Origin of the sequence: Limosilactobacillus gastricus DSM 16045 (genome assembly GCF_001434365.1) — a bacterium.
In the GTDB taxonomy this organism is placed as follows: Bacteria; Bacillota; Bacilli; order Lactobacillales; family Lactobacillaceae; genus Limosilactobacillus; species Limosilactobacillus gastricus.
The window spans coordinates 1-11,869 of the sequence record NZ_AZFN01000035.1 but is presented as its reverse complement, the minus strand read 5'-3'; the positions used below and the strand labels follow the sequence as shown (position 1 = coordinate 11,869).

Below are 11,869 nucleotides of genomic sequence, written 5' to 3'. Positions count from 1 at the left end.
GGCGGCTATCCTTTAATTGCCGTGCTCGCGACGGTAGACATCCGCCTCTTAGCGCAATCCCGACCTGGTCAATCGATCCAGTTCGAATTGATTGACTTAGAAGAAGCACAGGACTTAATTCGGGAACGCTCGCAATCGCAAATCCGGCTTCGCCAAAAATTTCATGAAGCCTATTACCAAGCACCTTTTGGGATTAGTCGGGTGGCCGCCTATCGTATTCAGCAATTATTTGAGGAGTAATCAAAATGAAAATTGATCAAGCAGCAATTGAAGCCTTAGCCCAAATCATGCAAGACCAAGGGCTAGGAGAAATTGAATATCAAGATGGTGATCAGCGTATCAAATTAGTGTCGGAAACGCCCAAGAATGATGTATTGACCGATTCCAGAAGTCTAAACGGTCCAGAACTAACCCAACCCGTCCGGGCCCAGACAGCCAATGTCGATGGGACAACCATTAACGCTCCCACCGTGGGGATCTTTTATACGGCGAAATCACCACAAGACCCGCCTTATGTCCAGGTTGGCGATCATGTGGAACCCGGTCAAATTGTGGGCGTGATTGAAGCCATGAAGATGTTTACTAATGTAATGGCTGATCAAGCGGGAACCGTCGAACGGGTATTAGTTAATAATGAGGAGGGGGTTGAATATGGACAACCACTTATTCAAATTAAGTGATTCCGTCAGTAAATGGCCTTTCCATAAAGTCTTAGTTGCCAATCGGGGAGAGATTGCCGTTCGGATCATTCGGACTTGTCGCGTTTTGGGACTAGCAACCGTAGCTGTCTATTCAGACGCAGATAGTCAAGCTCTCCATGTGAAATTAGCCGATGAAGCGGTCAAGATTGGACCGGCTAATGCCAGTCAAAGTTATTTAAATATCGCGGCTTTGATGGCGGCAGTTCAATTGACGGGGGCGGATGCCCTGCATCCTGGTTACGGTTTTTTATCGGAAAGTCCCCAATTAGCCCGGGCCTGTCAAGAAAACCATATTAAATTAATTGGTCCCAGCGCCGAATTAATGGAATTACTCGGCGATAAAGAACGGGCGCGACAGACCATGCAGCGGGCGGGATTGCCAATTGTTGAAGGTAGTCAATCGATCATTACCGATTTGTCAACGGCCCAGCAACAAGCTGAGCAAATTGGCTATCCGATCATGTTAAAGGCCGCAGCAGGTGGTGGTGGTAAGGGAATGCGGATCTTGCATTCTGCTGAAGAATTAAACCAACAATTCGCTACCGCCCAAGATGAAGCCAGGGCATCGTTTGATGATCGCCGGATGTACATGGAAAGGTATTTAGCTCATCCACGCCATATTGAAGTACAGATAATTGCTGATCGGTATGGACATGCGATCGCTTTGAGTGAACGTGACTGTACTATCCAAGCGCGGCATCAAAAAGTCATTGAAGAAGCGCCGGCCGTGGTCATTCCTGAGGCCATCCGCTCCGAAATGTTAAGTCGGTGTGAGGTGGCGGTTGCCCAGCTGCACTACGAAGGAGTCGGGACGATTGAATTTTTATATAACGAAGATGGCTCTTATTATTTCATGGAGATGAATACCCGGATCCAAGTCGAGCATGCCATTAGCGAGCAGGTTAATCAGGTGGACCTAATCGAATTACAGTTACGACTGGCCGCGGGTGGTCTTTTGTCCGGTCAGCGTCCATCTACGCAAGGCTTTGCCCTAGAATGTCGAATTAATGCTTTAACCCCAGGCAAAATCACAGCTTTACATCTTCCAGGCGGCCAAGGAGTGCGGGTAGATACGGCAATCTATCAAGGCTATCAAGTTCCCACCAATTATGACGGGATGATTGCCAAATTAATTGTTTATGGTAATCGACGACAGCGGGTCTTGAAACAAATGCAAACGATTGTGGATGAAACAGTCATTGAAGGGGTCCAAACCAATTTAGGTGAACTGGCCCAAATTTTACGAGAACCAGATTTTCAGCGTTTAAAGACTACAGTGAACTGGTTAGATGAATTACAAAGTCAGGAGGTAGAACAATGATTACGGTTGATTTTAATAGTGATCTTGGGGAAAGTTTTGGTAATTATACGATTGGCGATGACGCAATGGTGTTGCCGATGATTACCTCAGCTAATGTGGCTTGTGGCTTCCATGCGGGTGATCCGGATGTCATGGCTAAAACAGTAACCTTAGCTCAGCAGAATCAGGTGGCGGTTGGCGCTCATCCTGGTTATCCTGATCTAGCAGGTTTTGGACGGCGCAAAATGGCCATGAGTCATCAAGAAGTCGCAGACATGGTGACTTACCAAGTGGCAGCGCTCCAAGGTTTCTTGCCGAATCATCATTTGCATCATGTTAAACCACATGGAGCGCTTTATAATGCGGCAGCGAAAGACTTTGAACTCGCTCTTGCCATTTGTGAAGGTATTAAACGGGTGGATCCTTCAGTGCCCTTGTATGGACTAGCCAATAGTGAACTCATTCGCGCCGGGCAACGTTCTGGTTTACCAGTGCGGTCGGAAGTCTTTGCCGACCGTGCCTATCAAGCCGATGGTTCGCTGGTACCTCGAAGTCAGATGGGAGCCGTCCTAACGGATCCTCAGCAGGTTGCCCAGCGAGCCTTAACCATGGTGACGACTGGGACCGTGACTGCTATTACTGGCGAAACGGTGAAGATTGTGGTTGATACTATTTGTGTTCATGGTGATAATGCAGCCGCTCGCCAATTAGTAACAACGATGCGGGCCGTCTTTGATGATGCTGGAATTAATATTCATGCCTAGGAGGGAATGCTAATGAAAGAAACAACAAGTAACCGTCACCGTCAATTACGGAATGCGGCAATTGGTGGCGCCTTTTTAATGGCCATGTCGGCCGTCGGACCAGGCTTTTTGACCCAAACCGCGACTTTTACGCAGTCCGAAGGGGCTAACTTTGGTTTCGCCATTCTGATTTGTATTATTGTCGATGTGATTGTCCAGTTAAATATTTGGCGGATTATTGTCGTGGCGGGAGAACGAGCCCAGGTGGTAGCCAATCAAGTCTTACCCGGTTTAGGCTATCTCTTATCACTCCTGGTGGCGATCGGGGGCCTTTTCTTTAATATTGGGAATGTTGCCGGCGCTGGTTTGGGACTAAACGTTATGTTTGGAATTCCGGTGACCACCGGGGCCATTATTAGTGGTTTGGCGGGAATTATCATATTGATCATCAAAAATGCGATGCCCGTCGTCGACCGCACGGTTCAGATTCTAGCGATTGCGGCCGTCCTAGTCTTGGTATATGTCCTTTGTGTCTTTAAGATTCCCTATACTACTGCGGTAACGCATACCTTTGCCCCAACCAAGATTAATTTTTACTCGATCCTAACGATTGTTGGGGGAACGGTTGGTGGTTACATTTCCTTTTCTGGTGGGCACCGCTTGCTGCAAGGGGGTGCGAAAGGGCAAAAGGATACCCATTACGTGAATCTCGGAGCGTTAACGGGAATTGGATTGGCATCCTTAATTCGGGTTCTCTTATTCTTAGTGGGTCTCGGGGTTGTCTTAGCTGGTCATCAATTGGCTGCCGATAATCCAGCGGCGACCATTTTCCAGGTGGCGGCGGGTCAAATTGGTTATAAGTTCTTTGGTCTCTTGCTCTTTGCGGCAGGGATGTCCTCAGTAATTGGGTCGACCTTTACTTCAACATCCTTTTTGAACTACGCCACAAATCATGACCAAGAAGCCAAAGAAACGAATACGCAACGCTGGCTGACAATTGGCTTCATTGCGATTTCGACCTTAATCTATATCTTCATCGGACAACCAGCCAAGGTTTTGGTCTTTGTTGGGGCTTTAAATGGGACGATTCTGCCGATTGCCCTAGGGATTCTCTTATTGGCTAGTCGGAAACAGAAGGTAATGGGAGATGGTTATCGCCATCCAATTTGGTTATCAATCACAGGCTGGATTGTCGTCATCTTTATGGCCTTTGCGGCCTGCAATACAATTGCTGGCTTATTCTAAAAAATGGATTTGCAATATTTGCAAATCCATTTTTTTAGATCATTTTTCTTAAAGCTGCTTCAACAGCCGTTACCTGCACATCAGGAAAGACTGATTGCATTCGCGTATTCTTTTTTAGACAGATGTATTCAGCTATGGGGTGGATCTCAGCTTCGGTTATATCGAGATCAGCTAACTTAACTGGAAGCCCAATCGTGGGATAGAATTGGCGAATTTCCGTGGCAAGCTTGTCATTGCCTTCTAGTGTTACTTGGAACAGATTACCGAGCGCGACAATTTCACCATGAGTCCAATCAGGATGATCCTTAATCTTAACGTAGGCCTTATAAAAGGTGTGGGCTGCTAAACTTCGCCCATCATCGTCGGCGAAATTATCAACCGAAGCGGCAATTAAAAAGATCGTATCCCAAAGATTCTTTAATTCAATTTCAGATAAAGTGGCGACATTTTTTACATGAAGCATTTCCCGGTGACAGACCTCAATAAAATTCCGGGCCACTTGTTGAGTGACCAATGGTAAATTATCTTTCGGAAGCCGTCGCCGAATTTCATAGTACTTGGCAATGGTGTCACCAATGCCTGATAAAATATAGTGTTGAGGGGCAACCCGTAAGAGTTCTGGTTCCACTAAAACGACACTTATCGTGATCCCCGTTCGGTGATTAGCGACCATTTCGTGATCACCTTCCGCGTAGACAATACTCTTGGTGGTTAAGGCAGCACAGTTAGAAGGTACCGTCGGAATGTTAAACAGCTTGATGTTTAATTTGTCGGCGACCAGTTTAACATTATCCAAAAGCTGACCACCCCCAAAGGCAATAATGCCATCGTATGGTTGGCAAAGGTCGGCTAAACGATCGGCTTCTTCGTAGGTACAATTACCATGGAAGAGCATCAATGGGTACTGATCAAGAAAACCATCCGGTAGGTAAGGTGGAATCACCTTTTTGACGGTTTCATCAGTAATGATGACCGGGTGGGATAATTTATGTTGACTGAGATAATCAGGTAAGTGCTTTAAAATGCCAGGTTCATTCACATATTCACCCGGACTTAATCGAATGGTTCGTTCTGCCATTATGATAACCTCCTCACAAATGGGTTAGTTACAATATTAGAACTTACTAATAAAATAACAAGTTGTCCTTATTAATTTGTAAGAAAGTCAAGTAAAAGCGGACGAGGAGAAGCTGGAAGTAAAGAATCTTTCTCACTTGCTTTAAGTTTTTAAAGTGTTACTGAGGCATTTTTAAGACTAGTGCGCCATCCAGATTACCTTTTTTGACCCGTTGTAAGGCCGCTAAGGCTTGATCAAATGGATATTCGGTCGTATGCGGAATGATCTTGAGGCGATGAGCAAGCGCTAACCATTCTTCCCCATCTTGGCGGGTATTACTCTCCACACTGGTCAGATTCTTTTCGTGAAAAATCGCCGCTTGATAATTAAGACTGGGAATGTCACTCAAATGAATTCCCCCAATAGCGAGGGTGCCACCTGGAGCTAAGTTAGCAAGCGCATTAGGAACCATTTCGCCGGCTGGCGAGAAGAGAATGGCGGAATCGAGTAATTCGGGTGCCGGATCATAAGCCCCTTGGGCACTGGCACAACCCATTTTAAGGGCGGCTGCTTGGGCAGCTAGGCCACGCGTAAAGACATGGACCTCAATGCCCTCATGGAGAGCTAACTGGGCACATAAGGAAGCTAAACCGCCAAATCCATATAGTCCCAAACTTCCCCCAGCCGGGACTCGAGCCCGTTTAAAGGCTCGGTAGCCGATGATGCCGGCACAAAGGAGTGGGGCCGCGCTCACTGGATCAAGCTCCTTAGGAAGACGATAAGCAAAGCCTTCGGGAACGGTTACGTATTGAGCGTAGCCACCATCATGATCCCAGCCCGTATAAGTCGAATGGGGGCAGAGGTTTTCTTGACCGCTGCGGCAAAAGCGGCAGACCCCACAGGCTTGCCGAAACCACGGAATCCCAATCCGGTCGCCCCTTTGAAAGCGGTGCGCGGATGAGCCGTTAGCGACCACCTCACCAACAATTTCGTGACCAGGAGTGACGTGTTCCTGATGAATTGGCAGATCGCCTTCTGTGACATGCAGATCCGTATGACAAACGCCACAGGTCAAGACTTTCACCAGGACCTCGTTAGTAGCAGGGATTGGAATGGGGCATTCAATTAACTTGATGGGCGCCGGGGATTGATCCACGAGACCGGGCTTGGTTAGGTGCCAAGCCAACATGGTTTTAGAGTTGGACATCGTAACATCTTCTTTCCTTTTTCTTCTATTATAATCACTTCGCTAGAGATGGTAAGTCAGCATGATATAATGACGATCAAAGGAGGTGGGACGATGACTTATATTTTTGCTAGTGATCCTCATGGAACCGGGGTAGCTTGGATTAAATTGGTGAAAGCTGCGAAACAGGACTATCCTCACGCCCAAGTAGTCTTTGGCGGTGACTATATTGATGGCAAACGCGACGTTAAAATGACCCTCCAATACGTCATGGATCAGGTTAAAGATGCAGGGGCCTGGGCCTTAAAGGGAAATCATGAACAAATGTTGCAAGCCTTTGTGGAGCATGGAGATTCGCTTTGGTTTATTAATGGGGCTAAGACGACTTTACAGTCCCTATATAGTCGCATTGGTAGTCTGGATCAAATTAAAGCCCAATTGCTAGCCTCTCCTTACTTGGCCTTTATTCAGAGCCTGCCAACTTTACTAGAAACGGATCAGATAATCTTTGTCCATGCCGGGGTGATGCCGACCACCAATTATTTAACGACCAGTGACCAGAATCGCTTATGGATGCGAGAAACCTATTGGTATGATTTGGGGACCAATGTCATCGCCCATAATCGAACCGGTAAAACCATTATCACGGGACATACGCCCACCAGTATGATAGATGGGGTCATGGTCGATTCGAAGGGGCGCGAGTATCATTTGAGCGCTCTCCAGCATCCTGAGTGTCCGGTCCTAGAAATTCGCTATCATGGCGAACCGGCGCGTATTTTTACCGATAATGGATGCCATGGTTCCTTGATGGATAATCACGGGAATGTGGTAGTTTTAAATGATGATGGAGAAATTATGCAGGTATACTCTGACAACACCAGTGATTGGGTCAAGATTTTGGTCTGATATGTCTGGTAACTAAGTGGAGTTTTAAGTATAATGAAAATATAAACAAGCCCGTTTAAAACAGTGGTTTTGTTCATTACTTCTTGTGCAAGATTGCAACAATTAGCAATCCGAAGGTCAACATTAAGTTGAGCGCTTCGAAAATGCTCATAATGAAATGGTCGACTTTCTAAAATTTGTTCCATAGTTGGACTCCTTTCAGGGGACAACCACCGCTCTAAACGAGCTTGCTTTTATATTATACTAAAGAACAATTGTTCGATGAAGGCATATTGGTAAATAATTGTGGCTTAGGACTACAATTGATAAATCTAATTCGGTATAATAAAAGCATAAACAAGCCCGTTTAGAACGTTGGCTTGGTGACAAAGCATTAATCGCTCAGTAACCTCCAAAGTTACGCTGAGCGATTTTTATTTCTGCCGATAAAGGCTAATTAACGCTAAGGTTAGCGTCAAAAGCTTAATTAGCAGATCGAGAATCTGGTAGATCTCGATGGCTAATTCTCCTTTCTGGGAGGAACCATAGGCACCACCACCTTAATTAGAAAATCAGCCAACGCTCAGAAAACAGGCTTGCTAAAATATTATATCAAGGAACATTTGTTCGATAAAGGCATATTTGCGAATAATTATGGCTTATGACTACAATTGATGAATCTAATTCGGTATAATAAAAACATAAACAAGCTCGTTTAAAACAGTGGCTAGTTATGTTAAACGGAAAGACCGCTCAGAAAACTCTCCAAAGTTATGAAAGAGCGGTCTTTTTTGCCGATAAAGGCAACTTATTGCTAAAGTTAACGTTAAATAATTTGCGGATCTAATTGACATCCAAACGACTACTTGATATTATGATTAGAAAATAATTACAAGATTTTAATCGTCAGATTTGTTGTTTGCCCCCGATGGAGTAATGTACTTCCTCGGGGACTTTTTGTAAGGAGGATATGATGGGACAAGCACCGTTTAAATATGACATTATTGGTAGTTTTTTACGACCAACTAAGTTAAAGGAAGCTCGCGAACAAGTGCGGGCAGGAGAGCTAAGTGCAGACCAACTAAAAGTAATTGAAGATGAGTCGATTCGGCAATTAATCAAACAACTCGTCGACCATGGTTATCCCGTGGTGACGGATGGAGAGTTTCGGCGTGGCTGGTATCACTCGGACTTTTTAGGCGCTTTAAATGGGGTGAAACTTTCGATTTATACCATGAACCTCTTTGGTGAAGATACTTTAGTGGGGTCAACGACGATTGAAGGACCGATCAGCTGGAACCCCAATCACCCATTTATTGATCATTTTAAATTCGCTAAGGCGGAAGCCGATCAGTACGGTGTAATGACCAAACTAGATATCCCGGGACCCAATATGGTGCTAATCGATACCATTACGACTGACCAAGCTAATTACTATGGTAAGGATTTTAAACGGCTTGCCCAAGACTTTGTCCAGGTTTATCAAGATGCTATCAAATCCTTTTATGATGCCGGTTGTCGATATCTGCAATTAGATGATCCGGTCTGGGTCTCTTTATGTGATGATAACTTTAAGGCTAAAATTGTGGCGGCGGGTTTTGATGTGGATGAGGTCCGTGAGACTTTTTATCAAACTTCACAAGCCATCCTGGCAGCCAAGCCGGCCGATATGGATATTACTTTGCACATCTGCCAAGGTAATTTACGGTCGAAGAAGTTTTACGATACGACTTATGATGACCTCGTCGATACGATCTTTCAATTGCCTTATAGCGGCTTCTTTATGGAATTTGATGATGAAAAATATTGTAACTTTGAATTACTGAAGAAGCTGCAAGGACAAAAGGTCGTTTTGGGCGTGGTCAATACGCGGACGAATGAATTAGAAGACTTGACGACCTTGGTGGACCGGGTAAAACAAGCCCGCCAATTCGTTTCTAAAGACCAACTATGCGTGGCAACCCAATGTGGCTTTGCGTCGACGGCGGAGGGTAATTTGATCTCTGAAGAAATGCAATGGAAAAAATTGGATTTAGTACGGCAAGTTGCATTAGACGACTAAAAGGATGTGACCGGAATAGTTCCGGCCACATCCTTTTGTTACATATATCTCTTTACAACTTCTTGGACTCGTCGCCGTAATTCATAGACGGATTGCCGAGAAATTCCAAGGATTCGTGCGATTTCCGCATTAGTTAAATCAGCATCTAATACTAACGATAAGTATTGATTCTGGAGGGGCGTGCTGTGTGCACGGATATAGCGCAGAGCATGTTCTAGGTCCGCTTTTTGTAGCGCCTGGCTGGCGACTGGATCAGCTTGAGCTTGTAAGGCTAAATTGGTCGCTTGGCTTTGATCCACGGATGTTTCCTGGGCTTGGACATAGTTCCAAGAATGCTTTAACAAATCCAGCAGCCGCCAATAAATACGCCGATAGGCATAGGCTTGAAACCAATCCAAGTCCGCATATGTTTCCGGATCACCGTCAAAGGAAACGTAAGCTTTGGCATAGGCTAGGCAGCCTTCTTGATAGAGATCGTCATATTGACGATGATCAGGGTAGATATGGAGCTTATGTAAGCTGATTTTAATTAAACGGTTATTGTGATGTAGGGTTAAATGCAGAAAGCCATCCCGCATCGTTCGATTTATCATAATAATATTCCTCGAAATTTTAATATTCTCCTGGCCAAGAGTCATATTAAAGATAATAGTAATTATTACGAATTAACACTCGTAAAGAACGATTAATTTTGATAAAATCATAGTTCGCGGCCCTAAATAACCCGGTTTTCTGGACTTTTAACTATCTGGGAGCGAATTTTAGCCAAAAACTATTATTTTTAATTCTCAAGGGAGGAAGAAAGCATGGAAAATATAAAGGTCCTAATGCAAAAGGACCACCCAACATTAAATCGGGCGGTCCAGTTCGATGAAATATTAATTCTGTTACGGAATGGGGAGGAAAGTTTTTTAATCACGACCGAGCATGAAGTTTGGCGGTTAAAATCATCGGTTTTAGTAATTTTAGAGCAATTACGACGGCAATCTTGGACCGTTGACCTGATGATGCGAGCAGCGTGTTCAGTGATTAAAGAACAACGTAACTTAAAATCATTAACAGTTGGCTTAAATTTGGGGATTAAGCAGCTGGTACCTATTTGTGGCTTATCATCACCACAGCTCTGCTTGTATGCAGGGCATCTGATTAAAAGTCTTAGTAACTATCAGGATCAAACTTTACTCGACTTTGGTGATCATCAGTACATAATTGATGCAAACTATCAAAAGGCTAAACGGCTCCGCTTGCGGGCCAATGAAGTAGCACATTTGATGCAGACCGTTAATACCTATGATCAGGTGAGTCAACAATACGTGCCCAATCACATGACGCCGCAAGAATTCCATGTCAGTCAATATCAAGCACAATTGGTGCATCAACGCCAATTATAATTAATGGTTCAAGATGCCCATCAATTCTTATATGGGGAGGAACTTAATGCTAAAGACTTACAACGATTAGTTAGGCATTTTGGGTGTCGGGAAATAGATTAAGCATTTGCTTTGCTATAAGCATCCACAGCCTTCAATGCATCGACCACATCAGAAGGAGTGACTTCAAATGGTAACCGATCCATGGTGTCGTTTTCAGAACAAGCGGCCTTACCAGCTTCTAGTAGTTCTTCATCTGATACATTGGATAAATTCAAATCAGCTAAAGTGGTTGGTAATCCTAAAGATTTGATAAAACGATAATATTTTTCATAGCGGACTTGATCGGCACCTTCTAGCATTAGTTGGGTTAAGGTCCCATATGCAACTTTTTCCCCATGGGTAAGTTCGTGAGTTTGACTTAAAGTAGTCAATCCATCATGAATGGAGTGGGCACCAGATAAACCACCACTTTCAAAGCCTAGTCCGCTCATTAAGGTGTTCGCTTCGATGATATTTTCTAAAGCCTTAGTCACTGCATGTGATTCAGCAGCGGCGATAGCTTCGTGACTGTAATTAAAGAGAGTAGCCTCACATTGGTGACCAATTGCTGAACCGATTAAAGACTGCTTTTGATCTAACATTGTATCCGCATTTGCTTGAGCCACGGCTTCAGCTTCAACATTAGTTGCTAAGGCGTCCGCAATTCCTGAAATTAACATTCGAACGGGTCCGTTAGCAATTACTTGAGTATCAACGAGAACTAGGTCAGGATTTTTCTTGTAAAAGAGATAATGGTCAAAGTTTCCATCTTCGGTATAGATAACCGATAATCGCGAACATGGAGCATCATTAGAAGCTAAAGTTGGGATGATTACTACTGGTAAATCTAATTTATCAGCGACAGCCTTGGCAGTATCAACGGTTTTACCACCACCAAGTCCATAAACAACACTAACCTGATGGTCTTGACCAATCTTGGCAACGCGATCGACTTCTTGGTCGGATGATTCGCCATTGAAAGGTGCGTAAGTTACTGTGTAATCGTGAGCTTGAAGATATTCTTCAAAGTCATGACCAATAATGTGGTAGGCGGTAGATCCAGCAAGTAATAGTGGATGTTTACCAAAAGTTTGTAAGTATTTGTCGCTATCTAAAATTACGTTTTTGCCTTGAATATAAGTGGAAGGTGATGCAAATCCAATAACCATAATGTGATCCTCCTAAATTGTGAAATAATCTACAAACTAATTATAATTTAAGCGAGGTAGGGAATCAAATAATCATTATGGTAGTGTAATGTTTTAATAGGTTGTA

General features: G+C 44.2%; 12 protein-coding genes and 1 pseudogene. 8 read left to right on the top strand and 5 right to left on the bottom strand.

The window, feature by feature from the left end:
• The 5 genes and pseudogenes from FC60_RS09560 to FC60_RS08810 all read left to right on the top strand — a co-directional run.
• Positions 1-240 (top strand): annotated as a pseudogene (locus tag FC60_RS09560) (5-oxoprolinase subunit C family protein); the annotation flags it as partial.
• Positions 241-245: 5 nt separating this feature from the next.
• Positions 246-680, top strand: coding sequence for an acetyl-CoA carboxylase (locus FC60_RS08825; RefSeq protein ID WP_056938012.1), 435 nt, complete (start codon positions 246-248; stop codon positions 678-680).
• The gene (locus FC60_RS08820; RefSeq protein ID WP_056938011.1) at positions 652-2,022 is read left to right on the top strand and encodes an acetyl-CoA carboxylase biotin carboxylase subunit; all 1,371 of its coding nucleotides are present in this window, start codon (positions 652-654) and stop codon (positions 2,020-2,022) included. The genes FC60_RS08825 and FC60_RS08820 overlap by 29 nt, the downstream gene beginning before the upstream one ends.
• The gene (locus tag FC60_RS08815; protein WP_056938010.1) at positions 2,019-2,765 is read left to right on the top strand and encodes a LamB/YcsF family protein; all 747 of its coding nucleotides are present in this window, start codon (positions 2,019-2,021) and stop codon (positions 2,763-2,765) included. The genes FC60_RS08820 and FC60_RS08815 overlap by 4 nt, the downstream gene beginning before the upstream one ends.
• Before the next feature lie 12 nt (positions 2,766-2,777).
• On the top strand, positions 2,778-3,989 hold the full coding sequence (locus FC60_RS08810) for an NRAMP family divalent metal transporter (protein ID WP_056938009.1): 1,212 nt from the start codon (positions 2,778-2,780) through the stop codon (positions 3,987-3,989).
• A gap of 34 nt (positions 3,990-4,023) precedes the next feature.
• Here the strand turns inward: FC60_RS08810 and FC60_RS08805 are convergent, their stop codons facing one another.
• Positions 4,024-5,067: an iron-containing alcohol dehydrogenase family protein gene (locus tag FC60_RS08805; protein ID WP_056938008.1), complete on the bottom strand. Its 1,044-nt coding sequence runs from the start codon at positions 5,065-5,067 to the stop codon at positions 4,024-4,026.
• A 157-nt stretch (positions 5,068-5,224) separates the two neighbouring features.
• Entirely contained in the window at positions 5,225-6,253 is a 1,029-nt protein-coding gene (locus FC60_RS08800) for a zinc-dependent alcohol dehydrogenase family protein (protein ID WP_056938007.1), read from the bottom strand.
• 93 nt (positions 6,254-6,346) lie between these two features.
• Here FC60_RS08800 and FC60_RS08795 point away from each other — a divergent pair, with 93 nt between their 5' ends.
• On the top strand, positions 6,347-7,141 hold the full coding sequence (locus tag FC60_RS08795) for a metallophosphoesterase (RefSeq protein WP_056938006.1): 795 nt from the start codon (positions 6,347-6,349) through the stop codon (positions 7,139-7,141).
• Positions 7,142-7,217: 76 nt separating this feature from the next.
• Here FC60_RS08795 and FC60_RS09850 read toward each other — a convergent pair whose 3' ends face one another.
• Complete coding sequence (locus tag FC60_RS09850; protein ID WP_420804667.1) at positions 7,218-7,292, bottom strand: putative holin-like toxin; 75 nt, start codon at positions 7,290-7,292, stop codon at positions 7,218-7,220.
• Positions 7,293-8,093: 801 nt separating this feature from the next.
• On the opposite strand from FC60_RS09850, the gene FC60_RS08790 reads away from it, so the two are divergent.
• Positions 8,094-9,182, top strand: coding sequence for a 5-methyltetrahydropteroyltriglutamate--homocysteine S-methyltransferase (locus tag FC60_RS08790; RefSeq protein ID WP_162252191.1), 1,089 nt, complete (start codon positions 8,094-8,096; stop codon positions 9,180-9,182).
• Positions 9,183-9,220: 38 nt separating this feature from the next.
• Here the strand turns inward: FC60_RS08790 and FC60_RS08785 are convergent, their stop codons facing one another.
• A complete protein-coding gene (locus FC60_RS08785; protein ID WP_162252190.1) occupies positions 9,221-9,775 on the bottom strand; it encodes a sigma-70 family RNA polymerase sigma factor in 555 nt (184 codons plus the stop codon).
• A 213-nt stretch (positions 9,776-9,988) separates the two neighbouring features.
• On the opposite strand from FC60_RS08785, the gene FC60_RS08780 reads away from it, so the two are divergent.
• Positions 9,989-10,573 (top strand): hypothetical protein, encoded by a 585-nt coding sequence (locus tag FC60_RS08780; protein ID WP_056938004.1) that lies wholly within the window; start codon positions 9,989-9,991, stop codon positions 10,571-10,573.
• Between the two features lie 98 nt (positions 10,574-10,671).
• On the opposite strand, the gene FC60_RS08775 is transcribed toward FC60_RS08780, so the two are convergent.
• The gene (locus tag FC60_RS08775; RefSeq protein WP_056938003.1) at positions 10,672-11,763 is read right to left on the bottom strand and encodes a glycerol dehydrogenase; all 1,092 of its coding nucleotides are present in this window, start codon (positions 11,761-11,763) and stop codon (positions 10,672-10,674) included.
• Positions 11,764-11,869: the final 106 nt, after the last annotated feature.